The sequence below is a fragment of the Flavobacterium sp. CYK-55 genome, assembly GCF_018413465.1.
Taxonomy (GTDB): Bacteria; Bacteroidota; Bacteroidia; order Flavobacteriales; family Flavobacteriaceae; genus Flavobacterium.
In genome coordinates this window covers 284,118-307,934 of sequence record NZ_JAHCDK010000001.1, presented here as the reverse complement: position 1 = coordinate 307,934, position 23,817 = coordinate 284,118, and the positions used below count along the sequence as shown (strand labels likewise).

At 39.8% G+C, this 23,817-nt stretch carries 19 protein-coding genes; 10 read left to right on the top strand and 9 right to left on the bottom strand.

Translation table 11 applies throughout. From position 1 onward, the window contains the following. The first annotated feature begins 34 nt into the window (after positions 1–34). Positions 35–700, top strand: coding sequence for a porin family protein (locus KIH23_RS01360; protein WP_213210856.1), 666 nt, complete (start codon positions 35–37; stop codon positions 698–700). A 104-nt stretch (positions 701–804) separates the two neighbouring features. Next, positions 805–1,458: a porin family protein gene (locus KIH23_RS01355; RefSeq protein WP_213210855.1), complete on the top strand. Its 654-nt coding sequence runs from the start codon at positions 805–807 to the stop codon at positions 1,456–1,458. 185 nt (positions 1,459–1,643) lie between these two features. Here the strand turns inward: KIH23_RS01355 and tsf are convergent, their stop codons facing one another. The 4 genes from tsf to rplM form a co-directional block, all read right to left on the bottom strand. Next, positions 1,644–2,468 carry a translation elongation factor Ts gene (tsf, locus tag KIH23_RS01350; RefSeq protein WP_213210854.1) on the bottom strand — a complete coding sequence of 275 codons (825 nt, stop codon included), beginning with the start codon at positions 2,466–2,468 and terminating at the stop codon, positions 1,644–1,646. A 110-nt stretch (positions 2,469–2,578) separates the two neighbouring features. Beyond that, the gene (gene rpsB / locus KIH23_RS01345) at positions 2,579–3,382 is read right to left on the bottom strand and encodes a 30S ribosomal protein S2 (protein ID WP_213210853.1); all 804 of its coding nucleotides are present in this window, start codon (positions 3,380–3,382) and stop codon (positions 2,579–2,581) included. 176 nt (positions 3,383–3,558) lie between these two features. Further along, positions 3,559–3,945 carry a 30S ribosomal protein S9 gene (gene rpsI, locus KIH23_RS01340; RefSeq protein ID WP_213210852.1) on the bottom strand — a complete coding sequence of 129 codons (387 nt, stop codon included), beginning with the start codon at positions 3,943–3,945 and terminating at the stop codon, positions 3,559–3,561. Further along, entirely contained in the window at positions 3,945–4,400 is a 456-nt protein-coding gene (gene rplM / locus KIH23_RS01335) for a 50S ribosomal protein L13 (RefSeq protein WP_213210851.1), read from the bottom strand. Before rplM ends, rpsI begins: the two co-directional genes overlap by 1 nt. A 260-nt stretch (positions 4,401–4,660) precedes the next feature. On the opposite strand from rplM, the gene KIH23_RS01330 reads away from it, so the two are divergent. The 4 genes from KIH23_RS01330 to KIH23_RS01315 all read left to right on the top strand — a co-directional run bounded on the left by KIH23_RS01330 (position 4,661) and on the right by KIH23_RS01315 (position 9,781). Further along, positions 4,661–5,680, top strand: a complete 1,020-nt coding sequence (locus KIH23_RS01330; RefSeq protein ID WP_213210850.1) for a LacI family DNA-binding transcriptional regulator — start codon at positions 4,661–4,663, stop codon at positions 5,678–5,680. 1 nt (position 5,681) lies between these two features. Then, the gene (locus tag KIH23_RS01325) at positions 5,682–6,200 is read left to right on the top strand and encodes an ankyrin repeat domain-containing protein (RefSeq protein ID WP_213210849.1); all 519 of its coding nucleotides are present in this window, start codon (positions 5,682–5,684) and stop codon (positions 6,198–6,200) included. A gap of 24 nt (positions 6,201–6,224) precedes the next feature. Next, on the top strand, positions 6,225–6,983 hold the full coding sequence (locus tag KIH23_RS01320) for a T9SS type A sorting domain-containing protein (RefSeq protein WP_213210848.1): 759 nt from the start codon (positions 6,225–6,227) through the stop codon (positions 6,981–6,983). 230 nt (positions 6,984–7,213) lie between these two features. Continuing rightward, entirely contained in the window at positions 7,214–9,781 is a 2,568-nt protein-coding gene (locus KIH23_RS01315) for a DUF5916 domain-containing protein (RefSeq protein WP_249684751.1), read from the top strand. On the opposite strand, the gene polA is transcribed toward KIH23_RS01315, so the two are convergent. The 5 genes from polA to KIH23_RS01290 all read right to left on the bottom strand — a co-directional run bounded on the left by polA (position 9,778) and on the right by KIH23_RS01290 (position 20,942). Beyond that, the gene (gene polA / locus KIH23_RS01310) at positions 9,778–12,633 is read right to left on the bottom strand and encodes a DNA polymerase I (protein WP_213210846.1); all 2,856 of its coding nucleotides are present in this window, start codon (positions 12,631–12,633) and stop codon (positions 9,778–9,780) included. The two genes, KIH23_RS01315 and polA, sit on opposite strands and share 4 nt — an antisense overlap. Positions 12,634–12,731: 98 nt before the next feature. Then, positions 12,732–18,245, bottom strand: coding sequence for a tail fiber domain-containing protein (locus tag KIH23_RS01305; RefSeq protein WP_213210845.1), 5,514 nt, complete (start codon positions 18,243–18,245; stop codon positions 12,732–12,734). Positions 18,246–18,258: 13 nt separating this feature from the next. Next, positions 18,259–18,459 carry a hypothetical protein gene (locus KIH23_RS01300; RefSeq protein ID WP_213210844.1) on the bottom strand — a complete coding sequence of 67 codons (201 nt, stop codon included), beginning with the start codon at positions 18,457–18,459 and terminating at the stop codon, positions 18,259–18,261. A gap of 104 nt (positions 18,460–18,563) precedes the next feature. Then, positions 18,564–19,277 carry a LytR/AlgR family response regulator transcription factor gene (locus tag KIH23_RS01295; protein WP_213210843.1) on the bottom strand — a complete coding sequence of 238 codons (714 nt, stop codon included), beginning with the start codon at positions 19,275–19,277 and terminating at the stop codon, positions 18,564–18,566. Positions 19,278–19,283: 6 nt separating this feature from the next. Further along, complete coding sequence (locus KIH23_RS01290; protein ID WP_213210842.1) at positions 19,284–20,942, bottom strand: sensor histidine kinase; 1,659 nt, start codon at positions 20,940–20,942, stop codon at positions 19,284–19,286. A 286-nt stretch (positions 20,943–21,228) separates the two neighbouring features. Here KIH23_RS01290 and KIH23_RS01285 point away from each other — a divergent pair, with 286 nt between their 5' ends. The 4 genes from KIH23_RS01285 (at position 21,229) to KIH23_RS01270 (ending at position 23,790) form a co-directional block, all read left to right on the top strand. Further along, positions 21,229–21,420 (top strand): hypothetical protein, encoded by a 192-nt coding sequence (locus KIH23_RS01285; RefSeq protein ID WP_213210841.1) that lies wholly within the window; start codon positions 21,229–21,231, stop codon positions 21,418–21,420. An 89-nt stretch (positions 21,421–21,509) separates the two neighbouring features. Continuing rightward, positions 21,510–22,184, top strand: coding sequence for a response regulator transcription factor (locus KIH23_RS01280; RefSeq protein WP_213210840.1), 675 nt, complete (start codon positions 21,510–21,512; stop codon positions 22,182–22,184). 2 nt (positions 22,185–22,186) lie between these two features. Next, positions 22,187–23,521: a sensor histidine kinase gene (locus tag KIH23_RS01275; protein WP_249684750.1), complete on the top strand. Its 1,335-nt coding sequence runs from the start codon at positions 22,187–22,189 to the stop codon at positions 23,519–23,521. Between the two features lie 89 nt (positions 23,522–23,610). Next, entirely contained in the window at positions 23,611–23,790 is a 180-nt protein-coding gene (locus tag KIH23_RS01270; protein ID WP_213210839.1) for a hypothetical protein, read from the top strand. Positions 23,791–23,817 lie beyond the last annotated feature (27 nt).

Below are 23,817 nucleotides of genomic sequence, written 5' to 3'. Positions count from 1 at the left end.
GAGTATTTCTATATTTAACCCAAAGACTAATACCATGAAAAAATTTACATTATTATGCGCCCTATTGTGTTTTAGTTTGTTTGTGCATGCGCAAGATAAAGTGGTTCCCAAAACACGTTTCGGCATCAAAGGCGGTTTAAACGTGGCGAGTGTTGGGGTAAAAAATGAAAATATTTCCGGTGAGATAACACCCAAAACGGGTTTTCATGCAGGGCTGTTTTTTGACATTCAACTTATGGCCAACAAGTTTTATTTTCGCCCGGAAATTCTATACTCAAACCAAGGTTATAAATTCTCGGGAACCAACCTCAATGCAAAGATCAACGAAAAGGCCAACATTAATTATTTGGCCATTCCTTTGATGTTTTCTGTTGAACCAGTTAAAAAATTGAACATAGATTTTGGCCCACAAGTCAGTTTTTTACTCAGCAGCAAATCAGTAATTGATTATTCTTTTGTGGATGCTGTCAGCGGAAATTTGATCAGTGGTTCTGAAACCGTAGATAATAAAGACGAAACCAAAAGTATTGAAATGGGTTTAAACATCGGTCTAAGCTATAAAATCACCTCTAAATTATTGGTCTCAGGGCGTTATAACTTTGGATTGACGATGCTCAATGAACGAGTTCCTAATTCAACGAATCCAAATATCGAAGTCAGAAATAAAGTTTTTCAATTTTCAATAGGTTATTTGTTTTAAAAACGTGAACAGTTTGCTAAAAACTGATTTAAAAATCAAATAAACTATAAAATTGATTATAAGACTTTCCATGTATTTCTTTATTTAACCCAAAACCAAATACCATGAAGAAAATTACATTATGCGCCCTATTGTGTTTTAGTTTGTTTGTGCATGCGCAAGATAAAACAGTTCGTAAAACGCGTTTTGGGCTTAAAGCCGGTTTGAATATTTCATCCTTAAGGGTAAGCGGCGTTCGTCTTAAAGGCGATTTGAGCTATAAAGCGGGTTTTCATATCGGGGGAATGATGCAGGTTTCGCTGAGCAAAGATTTTTTGATGCAACCTGAATTGATGTTCTCAAATCAAGGATACAATTATGAAGAAAGAACAGGAGCGGCTAAATACAGCAAGGTAGGCAACATCAATTACTTGGCACTTCCGGTGATGTTTGTTTATTACCCTATCAAAAACTTGAGTCTTGAAGCCGGCCCTCAGTTGAGTTTTTTGTTGAGCCACAAAGCCAAAGTAGATGTTACCGGGGTTGATAAGTTTGACCCTACGAATCCATATATAGACGAAGGAACCATAGATTTAAAAAATGAAAGCCGCACGGTTGAATTTGGCGCAAACCTGGGGCTTGCTTATAAAATCAACCAACAATTTTTCTGCTCGGCACGATATAATTTGGGCATTACGGCAGCCAATATAAAAGACAAAGGTTCTGATGAAATAGACCGAAATAGTGTGTTTCAGTTTTCAATCGGTTATTTGTTTTAGCGGGTGGCTGGTTGAATCTTTCAATTGAAGAGATATACTCTGGCAATTCGCGAGCCCGCGTTAGCGGTTGAGGCAAGCACCGCGTGCAGCCGAAAACGCGACGGCGCGCAGCAAGCCGGAACGCCCAAAAAACAAAAAAGGCTGTCTCAAAACGAAACAGCCCTTTTTTATGCGGAAGTTTGAGATTAACCCAAAGCAACTCTTTTGAATCCGGTAACAGTCAAACCTGAATCAACCGTTTTGATATACCCAGCAACGCTCATAGAACCATCTTTGATGTAATCTTGGTTTACCAAAGTGTTGTCTTTGTAGAAACGTTGGATTTTACCTTTGGCGATGTTGTCTAACATAGCTTCTGGTTTTCCTTCAGCGCGCAATTGATCTTTAGCGATTTCAATTTCTTTCTCGATGATTGAAGCATCAACGCCAGCCTCATCTAAAGCAATTGGGTTCATAGCAGCAGCTTGCATAGAAACGTTTTTAGCAGCTTCGTCAGCACCGGCTACGTTAGCAGAAAGTGCAGTTAAAACAGCAATTTTGTTTCCGGCGTGGATGTATGAACCTACAAATGCACCTTCTAATCTTTCGAATGAACCGATTTCGATTTTTTCTCCGATTACTCCGGTTTGCTCGATCAATTTCTCAGCTACGGTGATTCCGTTGTAATCAGCAGCCAATAATGAATCTTTGGTAGCGTGGTTCAAAGCCAATTCAGCTAAGTCAGTAGCCAGTTTTACGAATCCTTCGTTTTTACCTACGAAATCAGTTTCGCAGTTCAAAGTAATCACAGCACCAGCAGTTTTGCTTGCGTTTACAGCAGCAATAGCAGCACCTTCTGTAGATTCTCTGTCAGAACGGTTAGCAGCTACTTTTTGTCCTTTTTTACGAAGGATTTCAATGGCTTTGTCAAAATCGCCTTCGGCTTCTACCAAAGCTTTTTTACAATCCATCATACCAGCACCGGTAACGGTTCTCAATTTATTTACGTCTGCAGCAGTAATTGTTGACATAATATTTTTTTGAAATTAAGTTGATTAAAAAAATAAATTCCAAGTTCCGTCTGAATCATTTGTAAAACAAGAAGAGTCGATCGGAACTTGAAATTTGTATTTAAGAATGATTATTCTTCTGATTTTGGAGCTTCTTCAACAGCAGGAGCAGCTACTTCAGCTACTACTTCAGCCGCTGTTACTTCAGCAACTTCTTCATCTTGGTCGTTTTCTACAACTGCATCAGAGGTTCTGTTTGAAAGACCATCAATAACAGCAGCAGTTACCAAGCTTAAGATTTTATCGATTGATTTAGAAGCATCGTCGTTGGCAGGGATTACGTAATCAACCTCACGCGGGTCTGAGTTCGTATCCACCATAGCGAAAACTGGAATGTTTAATTTTTGTGCTTCTTTTACTGCGATGTGCTCAGCTTTTATATCTACTACGAACAAAGCCGCCGGAATTCTTGACATATCGGCGATTGATCCTAAGTTTTTCTCAAGTTTAGCACGAAGACGATCTACTTGCAAACGCTCTTTTTTAGAAAGGGTTGCAAAGGTGCCATCTTTCTTCATTTTGTCAATCGCAGCCATTTTTTTCACGGCTTTGCGAATGGTAACAAAGTTAGTAAGCATACCGCCCGGCCATCTTTCAGTGATGTATGGCATGTTGGCTGCTTTTGCTTTTTCGGCAACGATGTCTTTTGCTTGTTTTTTGGTAGCTACGAATAAGATTTTTCTACCTGAGGCTGCAATTTTTTTCAAAGCTTCGTTAGCTTCTTCAATTTTAGCAGCTGTTTTATATAGATTGATAATGTGGATACCATTACGCTCCATATAAATATAAGGGGCCATGTTTGGATCCCATTTTCTGGTCATGTGTCCGAAGTGAACACCTGCTTCCAGTAATTCTTTTACATCTACTTTTGACATTTTAGTACTAGTTTACGTTCTGTTGAATTAGCAATGAGTCACTTAAATCGCTTGGTTTTTCAAGGCTTTCGACTTCATTTAGATGCTAAACTAATCTCCCTTTTCAGGGGCAACAATAACTGGTTATTAAAATTTTTAATTTGATGCCTGAAGCCTTATGCTGTCAGGCGGCCATATTAACGTTTAGAGAATTGGAATCTTTTACGCGCTTTTTTCTGACCGAATTTTTTGCGCTCTACCATTCTTGGATCTCTAGTCAATAGACCTTCTGGTTTTAAGATAGCTCTGTTTCCTTCGCCAGCTTCGCACATTGCGCGTGACAAGGCCATACGAACAGCTTCTGCTTGACCGGTTGTACCACCTCCGTATACGTTTACTTTTACGTCAAAGTTGGTTGCGTTGTCCGTCATTTGCAACGGTTGCATTACTTTGTACTGTAAAGTAGCAGTCGGGAAATAAGTAGCGAACTCTTTTTTGTTTACCGTGATTTTTCCTGTTCCTTCTGAAACATAAACACGTGCAACGGCGGTTTTTCTTCTACCGATTTTGTGAATTACTCCCATTACTTAAGATCGTTAAGGTTAATAGTTTTAGGTTTTTGAGCTGCGTGATTGTGCTCTGTGCCTACTACAACATTTAGGTTTCTGAAAAGTTGTGCGCCCAATTTGTTTTTAGGCAACATTCCTTTTACAGCTTTTTCTACCAACATTGCAGGGTTTTTGGCCTGTAATACTTTGGCAGTAAGGGTTCTTTGACCACCTGGGTAACCGGTATGACGCATATAAATTTTGTCATCCATTTTGGCACCAGTAAGGTTAATTTTTTCTGAGTTGATAACAATTACGTTATCGCCGCAGTCTACGTGTGGGGTATAACTTGGCTTATACTTACCTCTCAAAATCATTGCGACTTTTGAAGCAAGACGACCTAAATTATGACCCTCAGCATCAACAACAACCCACTCTTTAGTAACAGTGGCTTTGTTTGCTGAAATTGTCTTGTAACTTAATGCGTCCACAATAAATAATTTAAATTAAACATTCCATCCCCAATAAAGGGGTTGCAAAAGTACACTATTTTATTTTAAATCCAAATAGCTGTAAAAGATTATTTTAAGGGCATTTATTCGGCCTATTTTTAAAGGTAAATTTTTTTGTCTTTCGCTTTTCTAAAATAGGTATACATGAGGTAAACATTGGGTTAAAATGCAGGCTTTTAGTCTAATCTGCCATATATTCTTATATTTGTTTTTATACTTTTACCTTCAATATACAACATATGAAATCCAAAGCAACGCTAAAACAGATTGCCAAAGAGTTAAATGTATCGGTTTCTACCGTCTCGAAAGCCCTTAACGACAGCCCGGAAATTAGTGAACAAACCAAAAATAAAATTCAAGAATACGCCAAACTCAAAAATTATAAGCCCAACATTATAGGGTTGAATCTTAAAAACAGAAAAACCAAAACCATTGGAGTTATTATACCCAATATTCTCAATCCGTTCTTTGCCAAAGTTTTTACCGGAATTGAAAAAGTAGCCGAAGCCAAGGGCTATAACGTCATGACTTGTATATCTAATGAATCACTTGATAAAGAAATCAACGTTCTGGAAATGCTCAACAACGGAACCATTGATGGTTTTATCTTGTCTATTTCTGAAGAAGCCCAAAAGCAAGGAGCCTTTAATCATTTCAATGAAATCATCAACAGCGGTACGCCTGTGGTTATGTTTGACAGAATTTCAGATGAAGTTGCTTGCGATAAAGTTATTGTTGACGATTTTGATTCGGCGGTCAATGCCACTCAAGCTTTAATCAAATCGGGTTGTAAACGAATTGCTTTGCTTTCAACCATTGATGATTTAAGCGTAGGGAAGTTGCGCGCCAAAGGCTATTTTCAGGCCATTGCCGATCAAGGGCTTACTGCTGATGAAGATATTGTGATTAGAACCGGTGATCAAGATGAGTTCAACCACAAGCTCGAATTGCTTTTTGAAAGTCAAGTGATTGACGGTGTTTTTGCCTTAGATGAACACGCTTCGGTAACAGCGCACAAAATAGCTTTGAAACGAGGATATAAAATTCCTGAAGCGCTTTCGCTTATTGGGTTTGCCGACGGACTATGGTCAAGAAGATTAACACCTAGTTTATCAACGGTGAGTCAGCACGGCCCTGAAATTGGCGAGGCTGCTGCCGAATTGTTGATTGACCGTTTAGAAAACGAGCAAGAAGAAAAACCATATCAAACACGAGTCATACAAACTGAATTACGCCGACGTGATTCACTCAAAAAATAAGATGAAAAAAAACGGCCTGTTATTGTTGTTTATTGTTGTTCAGTTTGCTGCCGGGCAAACCAATGTGGATATTTTTGACATCGCTCGCAAAGGAACAGCCCAACAAGCTTTGGAAGCAGCTCACAAGCAACCCGGTATTTTTGATTCAGTCAATCAAGATAAGTTTACGCCGCTTATTTTAGCGTGTTATCGGGGGAATATGGCAGTTGCACAAGTAATATTAGAAAACAAGGCCAATATAGATGCCAATAGTCCGATGGGAACAGCCTTGATGGCCGCAACGGTCAAAGGAGATGTTTCGATGGTTGAGTTGCTTTTAAAGTATCACCCGAATCTGAACCTTTGTGACGAACAAGGTTTGACCGCTCTTATGTATGCCTGTATGTTTAAAAATAAAGCAATAGCTTCACTTTTATTACAGAACGGAGCCAAAAAAGATTTACTCGATAAAAAAGGGACCTCGGCTTTTGAGTATGCCACCCAAACCAAACAAGAAGAAATCATTAAACTATTCAAATAACAAATTAACTTAAACAAACAAACTATGAGAAAACTCAACTTTTTTTTGATGATGATTCCTTTAGCCGCTTTGGCACAAACCAAAGGAACCAATCCCATCAGCGTTCAAAACCTCAATGCAGGTTTAGTATTGAACAACAATACACAAACCGTAACTTTAACCATGGTAGGGCCATCAGATAGATGGATGGCCATTCAGTATGGACAATTTTCTGGCGGAATGGAAGAAGGCTCAGATGTAGCCTATTTTAACGGAACTACTTTGGTCGATGCGCGACACAACGGAATAGGGACTACCCCTAGTGCTGATGCTGAAAACAACTGGACCGTTACACAAAATACCGTAAGTTCTGGTTTTAGAACTCTGGTAGCAACCAGACCTTTTAATTCTCCGGATGCTACTGATTATGACTTTAACTATGATGACACGACCATCGGAATTGCTATAGCCAGAGGTAATACGGCTTCATTTAATTTAGCTTATCACGGGGCAGCCAATAAGACTGTCAATACCGCTTTGGGTTTTACAAATCTGGGTGTGTCTGTCAACGAAAAGCAAATGATCGAGATTTTTCCTAATCCATGTCAAGGCTTTTTTACTGTTAAATCAGCCGCAGAGCTTACAGAAGTTTCAGTATATAATTTAAGCGGATCAAAAATCACGTCGGTTAAACCATCAAATTCAACACAAGAAATTCAAGTATCAGATTTATCTGTCGGGGTTTATTTGGTCGAGCTTAAATCGGATAACCAAACTGAATGGAAAAAAATAATTGTTGAATAAAAAGGCAATTTATCTAATGCAAAAGCCAAAGCCGTTCAAGTTTTGGCTTTTTTATTTTTAAATATTTCTCAGAATAAGATTTTTTTGAGATCAGCGTTAAAGTTAAAACCGAATTGTAACAATTACTAAAACCATGTGACTAGTTCGGTCAACAAAACAAACAAATGAACTTTTTAAAAACGGCATTATTCGCTCTGATTGTTTTATTTTGCGCAAAATCTCATGCGCAAATGCCAGATTCTAATTTGGCCCGAAGAGTCTACACCACTCATGCGGTTGCTGAGCATGAAGCCCCTGAAATTGATGGGTTTATTACTGAAAAAGCATGGGATGCCGTTGAATGGACCTCAGATTATATCGAAAACCAACCCGACGAAAACACACCGCCTTCAGAGCAAACCAAATTCAAAGTTATTTACGATAAAAAGTACATTTATTTTGCCTTTCGATGTTATGATCAAGATCCGCAAGGCATCGTCAAACGCATGTCACGCCGCGATGGTTTTGAAGGCGATTTTGTTGAAATCAACATTGACAGTTACAACGATAAACGCACCGGATTTTCTTTTACCGCTTCGGTTTCTGGTGTTAAAGGCGATGAATTTATTTCTGACAACGGCAACAATTGGGATTCAAGTTGGAATCCGATATGGTACCTCAAAACCAACATTGATGCAGAAGGTTGGACGGCCGAGATTAAAATTCCGTTTTCACAACTCAAATTCGGCAATACACCCGAGCAAGTTTGGGGTTTGCAATCTACCCGACGATACTTCAGGGCCGAAGAACGCTCGGTTTGGCAACGCGTACCGCAAGATGCGCCGGGTTGGGTAAGTGAGTTCGGAGAGTTACGCGGATTAATTAATCTAGAATCTCAAAAGCAGTTAGAAATTCAACCTTTTCTTGTAAGTCAATACGAGACTTATCCGGAAGAGAAAGGCAATCCGTTTCGCGATGGGAATGATGCAAAACTCAACGGAGGTTTAGATGCCAAAATTGGAATCACTAATGATTTAAATCTGGATTTAACCATCAATCCTGATTTCGGACAAGTCGAAGCTGATCCGGCTGCCATTGCCCTCGACGGTTTTCAGATTTTCTTTGAAGAACGTCGGCCTTTTTTTGTAGAAAATAAAAACATCTTCAATTTTCGTTTTGCCGATGGCTCAGATAATTTGTTTTATTCGCGACGAATTGGGCGCAATGCTCAAGGATATCCTTCCACAAACGGTTGGGTCAAGATGCCGCAAAACACCACCATTTTGGGCGCCGCCAAATTCAGCGGAAAAACCAAATCTGGTTGGTCGTTGGGGTTACTAGAAAGCGTTACCAACCGTGAATACGCTGAGATTTCCGAACCTGGAGGTCGTCGTTCAGAAATTGTTGAACCACTGACCAATTATTCGGTGGGGCGCATCCAAAAAGATTTCAATAATCGCAATAGTTATATAGGTGCGATGTTGACTACTACACATCGCAATTTATCAGACGGGGAACTTGATTTTTTGCGCAAAGCAGCTTATTCGGGCGGAATCGATTTTAAACACAACTGGAAAAACCGCAAGTATTATTTTGCCGGAAACATGGTGGCCAGTCATGTGGTGGGCAGTAAAGAATCCATCACGCGAACGCAGAGAAGTTTAACGCATTTGTTTCAACGTGCTGATGCCGGCCATGTTGAAGTTGATGAAGACAGAACTTCGCTTACCGGAACCGGCGGACGATTTGAAATCGGAAAATCAAGTGATGGCCATTGGCGTTATACCGGAATTTTGATGTGGCGTTCGCCTGAACTCGAACTCAATGATGTAGGATTTTTACGTCAGGCTGATGAAGTCAGACAATTTGCTGTTTTGACCCATCAAACGCTCAAACCTTTTGGTTCTTTTAGAAAGATATTTACCAGATTTGAGCAGTTTTCAAGCTATGATTTTGACGGGAATTTTAATCGGTTACAATATACTTTGAGCGCCAATTTTAATTTCAAAAACAACTGGAATTCATATGCTCAAATGGTATACAAACCGCGTATTTATACCAATACGATTTTGCAAGGCGGTCCGAGATTCAGATATTCTGCTGAAAATTTCCAATCGATTAATTTCAACTCAGATTACCGCAAAAAATTCAACTATTACGCAGGAATTTACTACTCACAAGGCAAAGATGATTCGTTTTCATACCTTGAATATGACTGGGGTTTTAATTATCAGCCCATTGATGCCCTTACCGTATCTTTTAGTCCGAATTATTCCATTAATAAAAGCAAGACGCAATATGTTGACCAACTTGATTCCGGGGCAAACACGCGATATGTCATGGGTCATCTGGAGCAACACACTCTGAGCGCTTCGGTCAGGCTCAATTATAACATCAATCCTAATTTGACTATTCAATATTATGGTCAGCCTTTTATTTCTCGAGGTCGATACAAGAATTTTGGATATGTAGTTCAACCAACAGCGTCAGATTTTAATGATAGAGTTTTGGAATATAAGCCCTCACAAATGGTTTATGATCAGGTAAATAATCAATATAATGTTTATGAAACCGATGGTAGTCCAAACAAAGACTATAGTTTTAGCAATCCTGATTTTTCGGTGGTACAGTTTCGCTCAAATTTGGTTTTGCGTTGGGAATACATTCCGGGCTCTGAAATTTTCTTGGTATGGTCGCAAGGCATCAACGGATTGGCCAATACCCGAGACAATCTTTGGCGCGGACTTGACACCCAAATCTTGGGCCAACAACCCGAAAATATTTTCTTGATCAAAGCAACGTATCGCTTTTTGCTTTAGTGCGCAGCCAACCAATCGGCTCCTGTGCCCATTTCAACTTCGAGCGGAACAGCCAGAGAAATAGCATTTTCCATTTCGTGTTTGATCATCGGTTTGATTTGCTCGAGTTCTGAAACGTGCACATCAAAAACCAACTCGTCGTGTACTTGCAAGAGCATTTTGCTTTTCCAGTTTTCTGAAGTGAGTTTCTGATGGATGTTGATCATCGCAATCTTAATGATATCGGCGGCGCTTCCTTGAATCGGAGCATTCACAGCATTTCGTTCGGCAGCTCCGCGCACCACAGCATTGGCCGAATTGATATCTTTTAAATAACGTCTTCTGCCCAAAACCGTTTGTACATAACCGTTTTCACGCGCAAAATCAACCTGTTGCTGCATGTAGTTCTTGAGTTTCGGATAGGTCTGATAATACGCTTCAATGAGCGCAGCGCTTTCGCTTCTAGATAAATTGGTTTGATTCGATAAACCAAAAGCCGATACACCGTATATGATTCCGAAGTTGACCGTTTTGGCATTGCTTCGTTGTTCTTTGGTTACTTCTTCAGCCGATACATGAAATACTTTGGCCGCGGTACTGCGGTGAATGTCTTCGTGGTTCTGAAAAGCTTTGATCATGTTTTCTTCGCCAGATAAAGCGGCAATAATGCGCAATTCAATTTGCGAGTAATCGGCAGAAAGCAATGTGTAATTTTCGTCGCGTGCAATAAAGGCTTTGCGAATTTGACGCCCGCGTTCGGTGCGAATCGGAATATTCTGTAAGTTCGGATTGTTCGAGCTCAAACGTCCGGTGGCTGCCACGGTTTGCATATAATCGGTATGTACGCGCTGGGTTTTGGCATCCACTTGTAGCGGTAATGCTTCAATATAAGTACTTTGTAATTTTACCATTTGGCGCCAATCAAGAATGTCTTGTACAATCGGATGTTCGTTGGCCAAATAACTCAGGACTTCTTCGCCGGTAGCATATTGACCGGTTTTGGTTTTCTTTTGTTTGCTGCCGCCAATTTTCATTTTTTCAAACAAAACATCGCCGAGTTGTTTGGGCGATGCGAGATTGAATTGCTCACCGGCGGTTTCATAAATTTTCCTTTCAATTTGTTTGATTTCTTCGTCCATATCTTTGGACATGGCTTTTAAGAAATCTACGTCGAGCCTAATGCCTTCTGATTCCATATCGGCCAAAACTTGCACCAGCGGAATTTCAATTTCATCAAAGAGTTTTTTGGTGCCGACTTTTTCGAGAATCGGCTGAAAATGTTGTTTGAGCTGAAAGGTAATGTCGGCATCTTCGGCAGCGTATTCCTTGATGTCTTCTAATGCAACTTCGCGCATTGATTTTTGGTTTTTGCCTTTTTTGCCAATGAGCGTTTCAATGGATTGCGGCGCATATTTCAAATAGGTTTCGCTGAGTACATCCATGTTGTGGCGCATGTCGGGATTGATCAAATAATGCGCAATCATCGTGTCAAAGCAAGCACCTTTTATTTGGATGCCGTATTTTTTGAGTACTTTGATGTCGTACTTCATGTTTTGCCCGATTTTTTCTATCGATTCATGTTCAAAAAACGGACGGAATTTTTCGGCCAGTTCGCCGGCCTGCGTTTGATCTTCCGGGAACGGCACATAATAAGCTTTGCCTTTTTCAAATGAAAACGACATGCCTACAAGTTCAGCATTGAGCGCGTCAATTCCGGTGGTTTCGGTATCAAAGCAAACCGAGGGTTGTTTGAGCAATTGTTGCAAAAGCAATTTTACGGGCAAATCGCCTTGCACGACTTGGTACAAATGCTCGGTATTGGCTAAAGTATTGTAATAAGACGGCGTTTGTGGTTCATCGGTTTCATCATCTGAAAAACCAAACAAATCAAACTGGTTTTCGTTTTTGGGCGCTGCTTTTTTGGGTGTTTTGGCAGGCTCAGCGGTATCGCCATTAAGCGCTGCGGTGTCAATTTCGTCGTATTCTTTTCCGCTGCCAAAGAGTTTGTCAAATTGGGTTTTGAGCTGACGGAACTCAAGCTCAATGAACAAAGCGTCGGTTTTTTCGATGTCAGGTTTGCTGAGTTCATAATCGTTGGCGTCAAAAGTCACCGGACAATCGAGCAAAATGCGCGCAAGTTTCTTCGACAATATTCCGAGTTCTTTGTTGTTTTCGATTTTGTCTTTGAGCGCGCCTTTGAGTTTGTCGGTATTCTCAAGCAAATTTTCCATTGAGCCGAATTCTTTGAGTAATTTTTTGGCGGTTACTTCGCCCACACCCGGAAATCCCGGAATGTTATCGGCAGAATCGCCCATCATGCCTAAAAAGTCAATGACTTGCTCAGGGTGCTCAATTTCAAATTTTTCTAAAACTTCGGGCACGCCCCAAATTTCAATATCATTACCGGCACGCGCGGGTTTATACATAAAGATATTCTCTGAAACCAATTGCGCATAATCTTTATCGGGCGTTACCATATAAACTTGATAACCTTCTTTTTCGGCTTGTTTGGCCAGGGTTCCGATGAGGTCGTCGGCTTCAAAACCGGCTTTTTCAATAATCGGAATGTGCATGGCTTGCAAAAACTGCTGAATATACGGAATGGCAATTTTGATGGCTTCAGGCGTTTCATCGCGATGCGCCTTATATTCTTGGTAGAGTTCGTAACGATAATCGCTGCCGCCTTTGTCAAAAGCAACGGCCAAATGATCGGGTTTTTCTTTTTTGATGACTTCCATGAGTGAGTTCATAAAACCCAAAACGGCCGAGGTGTCCATGCCTTTAGAGTTGATGCGCGGGTTTTTGATAAATGCGTAATATCCGCGAAAAATTAAGGCGTAGGCATCGAGCAGGAATAAGCGTTTTTGTGACATGAATTTGTTTTTTTCAAAAGTAATAAACTAAGTGGCCCAAAATTAAAAGAGCGCTTCAAAAAAAATTGAGCGCTCTTGTTTTTTTATTTGGTTGAAGATTATCGACTTTTTTCTAAAGCTTCTAATCTTTGCTCGAGTGATTTGAGTTGGTCAAGTTGTGATTTAAGCTGTTCTAATTCGGCTTTTTGATTTTCGATGATAACTTGTTGTTCTTGAACGGCTTTGACCATCGGCATGATGAATTGGCTGTAAGCAATGCCGTAATTGTCGGTTGGATTGTTGGCGTCGGGAATGTGCAGACCATCAAAATTATAGCCTAAATCAGTACAGATTTTCTCAACATCTTGTGCCAGAAATCCAGTGCGAACAATAGCGGTTGATATAGAAAAATCTTCGTCGGCAACTTCACTTTTGTTACGATTTTTATTCAAATGTTCGTCGAATTTCTTCGTATCAAAATTGTAGGTAACGGGTTTTAATTTTTTGATAAAATCCAACCCAGGAACGTTTTCTTTTACATTGAATTTGAATCGCGCATCTGATGGGTTGGTATACGGAACTTGACCTTCAACAACGGTCACTGTTGCGCTGCCCAAACGCACTTTGTCGGAAACCGAAACGGTAGCGTTAAATCCAACAGCAGTTGCATTACTCAATCCAGAAGTGGCTACATCAGCCAAACGACCTAAACCAGTATTGTTGCTTCCGGTGGTGTTGGTAAGCAGCGAACTTTTCCCTAAACCAGAGTTTCCAATTCCAGTAAGATTTGCATTTAATGAGGCATGACCAATGGCGGTGTTTAAATTCCCAGTTGAAGTAAACTGTCCGCTGGTAGCGCCTACAAACGTATTTTGGTTGCTGGTTAAATCGTCAGTATCGCCTGCATTGATTCCGACAAAAACAGAGCCTCCTGAATTCACAAAGGATAATTGTCCTTGTTGGGTAAGGCGAATTTTTACGGTATTGTTCACGCGAAAATCCAAGTCTTGCGCATCGGTTGTTCCGATGAAATTGGTGCCTGAAACTGTTCCGGCATTACCCGTCAATTTCCAGTCGTTAGCTAATGAAGATAAATCAACGGTTTGGGTAGCCACGCCATCATTTTGAAGCGATAGATTTAAGGTGTTTCCTGTTAAGCTAAATACGTCAGTACCTTGGTTATCGATAGCGCCTAAATTTAAGGTTTGGGTAGCGACGGCATCGTCTTGTAGTGAAATGTTTAGAGTATCGCCGGTTAGCGATAAAACGTCTATAGTTTGATTATCTGTATCGGTATCTAACGAAGATAAGTCTACGGTTTGCGTGTCCACTCCGTCGTTTTGTAGTGAAAGATTTAAAGTGGTTCCGGTCAAGCTGAAAACATCGGTTGCTTGATTGTCTATCGCACTTAAATTTAGGGTTTGAGCGGGTACACCATCGTCTTGCAAGGATATATTTAAGGTATCACCAGTGAGTGATAAAATATCAATGATTTGATTATCCGTATCCGTGTCTACAGTTGGGTTTGCCCATGACACATTTCCAGCGCCATCGGTTCGCATGATTTGTCCGTTGGTTCCTCGAGAGTCAGGAAGTATATACTCATTTCCGGTTGAAGTTCCGATGGAAACATTTCCTAAGAAATAACCCGCATAACTCCCAGCTTTAGTGGCTTCTGAATAAACCCCATAATGTGTTCCTCCAGCAAAAGGGCTTATGGTAGAATAATAACCATAACGATTGCCCACACCCGCGCCGGCAATGGTTACATAATTTCCATATTGCGCATAGCCGCTTCCGTTGGGCATGGTGGTGTAGGTACCGTATTGGTTGTCAAAAGCCAACATTTCGTTGTATACCCCGTAATGCATACCTATAGTTCCTCCGGTGTTATTTATTTTATTATAAACACCATAAGCAAAGGCGCCTCCACCACCGACAGTCGATACCATATCGTTATAAATACCATATTTAAGACCCGAAGCAGACAAATTAGAATATACACCATATTTGGTTCCTCCAGTCGAAGTAATGGTGGTGTTTACACCATAGCTGTTACCAACTAGTCCGCCCGAGATGTTGTTGTTAACACCAGTACGAATTCCTGTTCCGGTACCGGAAAGGGTATTGGATACACCAACCATTGCACCTGCAGCAGTATTAGAAGCTACGTTGTTTAGTCCGGTAAAACTTCCCGTGTGATTGGCGTTGGTATCTTCATTGTATAATCCTGTGTAATTTCCGGTATTGGTTGCGGTAGGACTAAAACTATTGTATACCCCAAAACCACTCACATTTCCAGTAGAGTTATGATTGTTGACAAGGCCATATTCAAAATTTGCCCCTGTAGTTGCACCGCTTAAAGTATTGGTCATTCCATACTTGAAGTTGGCATTTCCGGAAACGCTATTGGCAATACCGGCTGAATTGGTGTTGGTTGTGTCAAGAGTCAAGTTGTTGAGTAATCCCCATTTGGTACCGGCAGTAGTGTTGCTGTTGGTTAATGATAAAGTTGTGGTTTTTGTAACTGATTCAACATCTAATTTAGCAGTAGCAGCGGTTGATTTTCCGATGGATATATCGCCAAAAGTGTATTTGTTATCGGTGATGGCGTCGGGTTGTGTAGTACCGCCCACTTCAAACCAATCATTGTCTTTTAGCGAAGACAAATCGACAGTTTGTGTGGCTACACCATCGTTTTGCAGGGAAAGATTCAAAGTGGTTCCGGTCAAACTGAATACATCGGGAGCTTGATCATCGGTATCTGTATCAACTGTAGGATTTACCCAAGACACATTGCCGCTGCCGTCGGTTTGCATGATTTGCCCATTGGTTCCGCGAGAAGCTGGTAAGATGTAATTGTTTGAAGCTGTGGTTCCGATGGAAACGTTTCCAATGAAATAACCAGCATAGCTTCCGGTTTTTAAGGCTACAGAGTAAATTCCATAATGAGTACCCCCAGCTGTTGAATTTATTAAATTGTATACCCCGAACTTGTTTCCTGAACCAGAACCAGAAATGGAATTATACACACCGTAACGTTCACCAGTTCCGCCAGACTCAATTGAGTTAAATAGGCCTCTACAACTTGCGTTAACCGTATTTGTGGCAGCCCATAAATTTTGAATTCCAATGCTTCTAGGGGCACTACCGACATCTCCAAAGCGATTGTACATTCCATATTGAGAATCAGCAACGTCATTAAATTCGTTTTGAATTCCATATTGATAGTTTGATCTAATATTAAAAATATTATTTATACCAGTATTTATATGATTTGCGGTACCTGAGAAATAATTTTGGATTCCTTGGGTTTCGGTTGTTGTGCTGGTCGAAGAAATGCTGTTTTTAATATTACTTCCTACACCCATTCCATCAGTTGTTTTAACTACTGTCAGGCCTGCTGTTTGTGCTGCCGAGTTGTCTGATTTACTAATAAACGCAGCGGAAGATCTAGTATTATCATTCTCAAAAATATCTAATAAATAGTTGGCGGTATTTTTACCAATAGCTATATCACCATTGTGGTAAATTGCATCAGTAATGGCATTTGGTGGAGTTGTTCCACCTATTTCATACCAATCGTGATCGGTTGTTGATGCAGGAGTTACCCACGACACATTGCCGGCAGCATCCGTTTGCATGGTTTGTCCGTTGGTTCCGCGTGATGCTGGTAGAATGTAATTGTTGGCAGTTGTGGTTCCAATAGACACATTTCCTAAAAAATAACCAGCATAGCTTCCGGCTTTTAATACATTTGAATACAATCCATAATGGGTTCCGCCGCCGGTAGTTGGAAAATAGTTGTAAACACCATATTTATTACCGGTTCCGGTTCCGTCCAAAAAATTGTACATTCCATAATGGTCATTATCGCCGGTTCCTGAGAAAATGTTGTAAACACCGTTCAGTTGACCATTATAATTACTGGATGCGTTGTAAATTCCGTGTGCTGTTCCGGTACTTGTTCCGTTAAAATTATTCAACACGCCTGTTGATTGGCTTGAACCTCCGTTCAAAAAATTATTGGTCAATCCGTATTTGAACGAATTGGTATTGTCGGCAAAGCTGTTTTCAAATCCGTAGATAACAGCATAATAGTTTGCCGTACTTTTAAAATCGTTTTTTACCCCTCGAATCGTGGTAGCTATGGACGAGCTGGTTCCGTTGAATTCCTGTAAAATTCCATTGCGGTTATTATTCCCGGTGGTATTGTCAATGTTGGAAATGAATGTATTGTTTCCGGTAGTCGACGCTCCGTTGAAAGTGGTTTTAATTCCCGTTTTGGCTGAATTGGCTGAGGTTATATCCACATTTAACCCAATTGGATTGGTCGCAAAGGTATTGTTGATGTCAACACTCGTGGCTTTGGTTGCATTATCTACATCCAAAACACCGGTTGCTGCTGTATTGCTGCCTATAGCTAAGCTTCCTTCGGTATATTTATGATCATTGATGGCATTGGGTGCTGTTGTTCCGCCAACTTCATAAAAATCGTGATCGCTTCCATTTATGGTTGATGGATTCACCCAACTAGCATTTCCAGAAGCATCACTTTGCATGATGTAATTTGCAGTTGCACCATTGGTCATTTGAAAATTGGTGGTAGCAGTTTTTCCTCCAACGGTCAAACGGTTCCCTGAAGTAGGATTTGCTCCTAAGCCTGTTTCTCCATTTTTTAAAATGACCAACGCGTTGCTTCTTTCAGAAGTTTGAATGTCATTACTCATATTTGTATCAATGGCATTTCCAATAACAAATAATCTATCTGTGGCTCCTAATGGAAAAGCATTTACGGTATTTAATGGTGTATAATCTGTAGCTCCAATGCCAATGACAGTTTCAGCAAAGCTTCGTGCATAATTGTTGTTTCCCAAAGCTGTCGATGCGATACCACTAGCTACAGAACTATAACCAAAAGCTGTAGAAGCCACGCCGCTGGCGGTGTTGAATAAACCACCTACAAACGCTGCATCATTAGTGGCAGAGCTTATATTTCCAAACGCTGCACTTGTTGATCCTGAAGCAGTGTTAGAACCTCCAGCTGCAAAAGAATTTGAGCCACTTGCAGTAGTATGCGTTCCAAAAGCGGTTGAATAATTACCGATTGAGGCATCGTCCCATTGTGTTCCGTTGATATTTCCGGCTCTAAACGCCGCCTTTCTTGGGTTAAAGAACATTTTGGTTCCTGCACCACTGGGAGCTACAGTTCCACTACCGAAAGTTCCTGTAGCAACTATACCGTCTGTACCGTTGATGGTAACAGCACCTGCATCAGCTGTGATGGTTTTTCCTAATCCAGCACCTCCAAAATCATAGGCTTGATCGAGCGTGCCACCATTTCCGGATTTTACAGCAACCCAAGTTGTTCCGTCAAAATAATAAAAACCCACACCGGTTCCGCCAACTGTAGAAGCATTCGTGTTCCAAATAAGCAAACCTGTAGCGGCGGTATTGGTGCCGTCTAAAGTTGTGGTGGCCACGTTGACCAAACTGATTCTCGGAACCAACACACCTTTATCGGTTGAGGATATATCGAGCATTGATGATGGGTCAGGATTGGTGGTATTGACCCCAACTTGCGCTTGAATTGATAAACTGATGATTGAAATAAGTAAAAAGAGTTTCTTCATGGCTCAGAGCAGATTATTGAGGGTTATTTATAATAGGAACCAGTGAAAAACGGTATTGTTTTTCTGAGAATCCACGCAGGACGATTTCTTGATTTTGTGAATAAATTGAATCGGTAAAAACCGTCTTGGAATCTTGAGTGGTAATGGTCAGTAAAAACCAGCCTTCTTGCTCAGTAGGCAAAACAATTTTGTGCGGCGTTAGCTTTTGAAACATGTTTTTTGTTTTAAAAGTAGCGCAACCAGAGGCTTCACCTTTGGGTTATTTGGTGAATGAAGTAAAAAACGAAGTGAAAGTGATAATTTTTTGTGCGAACGAAACTAGAGTAAATTAATGTGTTTCATGAGTTCGTCTCGGTTGGAATTGCTCACCGGAATTTTGTTCTTCTCAATAAAAACATAACCGTCGTGCAGCGATTTTATTTTGGTGATGTTGATGATGTACGATCGATGAATCCGGATGAATCGTTGCGCAGGAAGTTTTTCTTCAACGCTTTTTAAGGTATGACTGATGAGGTGTTTTTGGTCGTAAGTGTATAGATTGCAGTAATTGTCAAAAGCTTCGAGAAATAGAATATCGTCTAGTGAAATTTTAATCAGCTCTCCGCGGTTTTTGACAAAAAACGAGTCAAATTCTTCATTCGACGAAACCGATTGTCGTTGCATTTGATTTTTGTACAACGCCAATTCAATATTGGTCTTGAGCGTATTCTCATTGAACGGTTTGACAATGTATCCGTCGGGTTGGGTTTTTTTGGCGCGTTCTAAAGTTAAATCGTCTGAATGTGATGTCAAGTAAATAAAAGGAATATGGTTTTTTTTGCGCAGGTGCTCGACCATTTCAATACCGTCCATTTTTCCGTCTAAGGTAATGTCTACCAAAACCAAATCAGGCTCAGTTTGTTCAATATCAAACAGCGCTTCTTTGGCGTTGTCGGTCATGCCGATGATTTGATAACCCGATTTTTCTAGTGCAGTGCGAATGGTTTCGGCAATGAGCGGTTCGTCTTCAACGATGTAAATTTTGGTAGCCATGTCGGTTTACATTTGCTCAAATTTATGGATTTCCATCAAAAACCGTGTGCCGTTTTGATTTTCAAAAGTATAGTTCGCCTTGAGCTTTTTGGTGAGCGCACTAATCAATTTCAAACCAAAAGAATGTTCCGAAATGGGATGGTTTATGCCTTTTCCGTTGTCGGCAATTTCAAGAATATAGATTTCAGATTGTTTTTCAAAGCGAATCGTAATCTGCGGATTTTGAGGCTCATTGGTAAAAGCGTGCTTGATGCAATTGGTAATGAGTTCGTTGATGATTAAACCCAAAGGCGTGATGGTATCAATTGAAAAAATGGCCGATTCTACCTTGATTTTGGTTTCTAAATTCGCCATTGAATCGGTTTGATTGTCGATGATGTCGCGCACCAAATCTTCAATATATTCTTGGCTGTCAATCCCGATGAGTTGGTCTTTGCTGTAGAGTTTTTGATGAATCAACACCATTGATTTTACGCGATTTTGGGCTTCTTTAACTGCTAAAGCGGCTTCTTGATCTTTCATGTTTTCAGACTGCAAATACAACAAACTCGACACGATTTGAAAACTGTTTTTTACGCGATGATGCGTTTCTTTGAGCAAGATGTTTTTCTCGTCAACCGCGGTTTCTAAAAGTTGCTTTTGTCGGGCTAAGTTTTTCTTCTGACGAATGTTGACCCAAACCAAATATGACAATAACAGTACAATTGCGAAGGCTCCGAAAACCAAATACAGCAATTGCCTTTTTTCTTTGTCTTTTTGCAGAAGTTCTTGCTGCTTTTTTTCGGTTTGGTATTTTGATTCCATTTCATACACTACTTCGTCGCGTTGTTGGGCTTTCAGGCTGTCATAAAGCACAATGTATTGGTCTTTGTAATCAATGGCTTTTTGAAGATTGTTCATGCCTTTGGCTAAGTTGCCCAATGATTTTAAAAGAATGCTCTTGTCGCGCAAATCATGGGTTTGACGGTAAACTTTGTCTGCTTTAGCCATGATGGTATCTGATCCGCTAAAGTCATGGGCAAGCACTTTTGCATCTAAAAAAAATGACAAATCAATGGCATCTGGGTTGGATACCGCAACCACTTGTTTGAGTACTTGAACGGCTTCTGAATATTTTTTTTCGCGAATTTTCATATTGCCCAAGTTGGCCAAAAGCGTATTGCGAATTTTAGCAGGAGCTGGGTATTTAAGTGCGTTCAGATAAAGTTTTTCAGCGGTTTTGTAATTCCCTAAAGAGGAGTAGACCGAGGCCAAATTGATGCTGCTGCGCAATAGAAAAAAAGTGTCTTTTTGTTGGGCAGAAAGCGAAATGGATTTGGTGTAATACTGTTTGGCCTTTTGGTAATTATCGGTGATGTGAAAGAGTACACCCAGCGCATGATACAAAACATTGGTGTAGTTGAGGTGGTGCTTTTCGCTGAGTTTAATGCCCGCAAGATATTTCTCTGTAGCCAGATTGTAATTGCTTTTAACTAGTGAGTAATAATCGCCTTCGGCTTCGAGCAGTTTTACTTGGTTGAGTAAATTGAGTTGATGATTTTCAAGATATTCTCTAGATTTTTTGAGATACACAAAAGCACTGTCGTTATCAGATTCTGTGTAGGATTTTGCTTTCTGTAAAAGTGTGTCAAAACCGTTTTGCTCTTGTTGACTGTATGCAGGCATGATTAGCCATAAGCTAAAAACAACAATCTTGAAAATACAGGCTCGGAACATAAGGTAAATTTGGTTAAATCTAAAAAAAATAATTGAGCATGAACTCATGAGTTGTAAATTCGGCTGATTTTGAACTTTAGCGTTACAGCAGCTTTTTTTTGATGGTTTTTGTAAGGCTTCACAATACGCTGTTAAATATTGTCATAGCAGGGCTTTTCTTCATTTTTACTTCATTTTTCTGAGGCTAATTTTACTTCACAAATTAAAAGGATATTCATTCAAAAACTTAGAAATCATGAAAAAAGTAGTTTTCTTATTAGCTGTATTACTCGGTGGTTTTTCATTCGCAAACGCCAACATCATTAAAAAACAACCCACAGCGGCCAAAGAAGTAAAAGTGCACGAAATGCGTCGTCACAAAAAAGCTAAAAAAGCCGTTCAAGCAGCTGTTAAACCGATCAAATCAGAAGAAAAAGCAAAAAAATAATTGAGTTAGAGCAATTGATTTTTCAGCTTATTAAGCCGGCCTATAATTCAGCCGGCTTTTTCTATATCTTTACCCAACATTTTTTGTTTATGAATGTATTGATTGTTGAAGATTATCGCGATTTGGCGCAAGAAATCACAGACTTTTTATCTAAGTCAGGTTATGTCTGCAAATGGGTTTCAAGTTGTGGTGCCGCTTATGAAGAATTGGCGGTGAATTCATATGATGTAATGCTGCTTGATTTAGGATTGCCCGATGGCGACGGATTTGAAATACTCAAAAAAGTCAGAGCACAGGCCGATAAAATTGCGGTAATTGTTATTTCGGCGCGCGGTGAACTCAACGACAGAATTGACGGCCTTCAGTTGGGTGCCGATGATTATCTGACCAAACCTTTTGCCTTGAGTGAACTTTCGGCCAGATTGTTTGCTGTGATTCGCCGCATGCACGGTTTTGCAGTGAATGATTTGAACCTGCACGGATTTCATTTGCAACTGCAAGATTACAAAGTAACCTATGATTCGGTTCCGATTAATTTGACCAAAAAAGAATTTGATATTTTTCAGTATTTGGTGCTCAACAAAAACCGAGTGGTGACGCGGTTGCAAATTACTGAACATATTTGGGGCGATGTGCTCGAGGTTAATTCTGATTCTAATTTTATTGATGTACACGTGCGTAACTTGCGCAAAAAGCTTGACAAACACGCTCCGATTCCGTGGTTTGAAACCGTTAGAAATGTAGGATACCGCATCTCAGATTAATTATGAAAATCAAACACAGACTTGCCATTTTTAATGCACTCAGTCGTTTTGTTGTAGTGCTGATTTTGTGGTGGTTGTTGCCTATTTTGATTGAAAGGGTAGTTTATAAGCACATCAATGAAAACCTGACCTTCAAAAAAGAGAATTTCATCAAGCATCTTGATAAAGAAGAGATTAATGACTACATCATCAAGAAAGATTCTTCTGAAACCTATGCTAGTTTTTCAACTTTGCACGATGAATTTTTACAACTCTCTAGGTTGCCCGATTTACAAGTGACCCAAAATACACGTTTTATTACTGAGCCACGAATTATTGAAGGAGAACAAAATGATTACCGAATTCTCGAACATCGATTTACATACGACCATCAGGCTTATCAACTTGAAATTGGGAGTAGTTTGAGCGAAATAAAAGATTTAACCATTGCCATTCGCGTCTTTTTTTTGGTAGTTCTATTTGTAACTATCGCTGTGACATTTGCTGTTGACACACTTTATATTGAATATTTGCTCAAGCCTTTTTATAGAATAATTGACACCAAAATCAGAAAGGTTAATCAGCCCGAGACTTTTGATCATACGCCAATTCACAGTGCATCGGCAGATTTTAGAGCACTAGACGAGGGTTTGAATCAGATGATGGTTCGCATTAGCGAGTTGTTTGCCAAAGAAAAACAGTTTATTGCCAACGTTTCACATGAATTACTTACACCAATAGCTTTACTCAAAAGTAAGTTTGAAAATTTACTTCAAAACGATTCATTAGATGATGATGCCGTTGACAAAATTGCTGCGTCGCTCAAAACCATTGATCGACTCAAGAAAGTGATTAGTAATTTATTGTTGATTTCACGTATTGAAAACAATCAATATCAACTTAATGAAGATGTTGATTGCTATGAAATTGCGATCAATTTGACACATGAACTCGAGGATCGAATTCAAGCAAGTGAACTTACATTTAGCAACCAACTTAAATATCGATATAAATTCAAAGGCAATCATACACTTTTTCAGGTTTTACTCAACAATTTATTGGTGAATGCCATTAAATACAATCGTCAAAATGGCTCGATAGTGCTCTCAGATTACATGAATCAAAACGAATATATGCTTGAAGTAATTGATACCGGAATAGGCATGACTCAAGAGCAGCTAGACAATCTTTTTAAAAGGTTTTCTCGTCAGAACAAAGATCAAGAAGGTTATGGTTTGGGTTTGGCGATTGTTGATAGCATTGCTCATTTTCAGAACATCCGTATAAAAGTTAGCTCAGAACCCAATAAAGGCAGTGTCTTTACGTTAATTTTTAAACTAGACACACCGGTTTTTTGATTTTTACAAGCCAAAAAGCAAAAACTTCATTTAATCTTCATTTTCAAGCCTTAATTTTGAAGTCTTAAACTACATGAGATTTTAAGTTTATGATTAAAGCTTTTATCATTTCATTCTTTGTTTTTACTGGTGTTTCCGGCTTTCAAAACCAAAATGATAACCAAAAAATAGCTCATGTAAAAGAAATCAAAGCCAAGAAAATTAAAAAGACTAAAGTTGAAAAGATAAAATCGGCACTTGTGACTACCGGTGGTAAAATAAAAAAATAATCACCTTTCTATATTGCCGACATTTGG